Source organism: Rhodococcus sp. KB6 (genome assembly GCF_001445685.1).
In the GTDB taxonomy this organism is placed as follows: domain Bacteria; phylum Actinomycetota; class Actinomycetes; order Mycobacteriales; family Mycobacteriaceae; genus Rhodococcus_F; species Rhodococcus_F qingshengii.
Map to the genome: position 1 here is coordinate 1 of NZ_LNAK01000096.1, position 244 is coordinate 244.

At 55.7% G+C, this 244-nt stretch carries 1 rRNA gene; it reads left to right on the top strand.

Annotation, left to right across the window (positions count from 1 at the left end):
• A 23S ribosomal RNA gene (locus ASU23_RS33360) occupies positions 1-244 on the top strand; the annotation flags it as partial.

A 244-nucleotide genomic window follows, 5' to 3' on the forward strand; every position in this document is an offset into this window, starting at 1 on the left:
AGCAGTTTACTGCTGGGGGTGATGGCGTGCCTTTTGAAGAATGAGCCTGCGAGTTAGTGGCATGTCGCGAGGTTAACCCGTGTGGGGTAGCCGTAGCGAAAGCGAGTCCGAATAGGGCGATCGTAGTGGCATGCTCTAGACCCGAAGCGGAGTGATCTACCCATGGCCAGGTTGAAGCGACGGTAAGACGTCGTGGAGGACCGAACCCACTTAGGTTGAAAACTGAGGGGATGAGTTGTGGGTA